Raw genomic sequence first — 492 nt, forward strand, 5'->3', positions numbered from 1 at the left:
CGGGCAGGTCAACGTCGCCCCCGGGGAGTCGGCGGTCGAGCTGGATCTGGCCGAGCTCACGGACGATCCCGATCCGGAAGACCAGGGCAAGCACACGTTCGACTATGTCAGCGGCGCCACCGACGGCATCTCCGCGCGCATCGACGGTACCGAGCTGCTGGTCGAGGCGTCGTCCAACACCGCCAAGGGAACGGCTGCGACCCTCACCATCCGTGTCTCGGACGGGGAGACCGAGCCCATCGAAGGAACGGTCGACGTGACGGTGACGGCGTCGACGCGCGAGCTCCCGACGGCCAACACCGACACGTTCCCGGAGACGAACCAGGGCGAGACGATCACTGTCTCTCCGCTCGACAACGACGTGAACCCGTTCGAAGGCGAGGGCGATCTCCGGCTGATCCGCGCCGAGGTGGAGAGCGGCGACGGATCCATCACGGTGGTCGGCGATCAGGTCGAGGTGACTCCTGCCCAGTCCTTCGTCGGCACGCTGGT

Annotated in this window: 1 protein-coding gene; it reads left to right on the forward strand. The window is 67.5% G+C overall.

The features are described from left to right. A partial coding sequence (locus KYX17_RS31640; RefSeq protein ID WP_243233728.1) for a hypothetical protein occupies positions 1 to 492 on the forward strand: 492 nt, incomplete at both ends.

The sequence above is a fragment of the Microbacterium sp. CIAB417 genome (assembly GCF_022788845.1).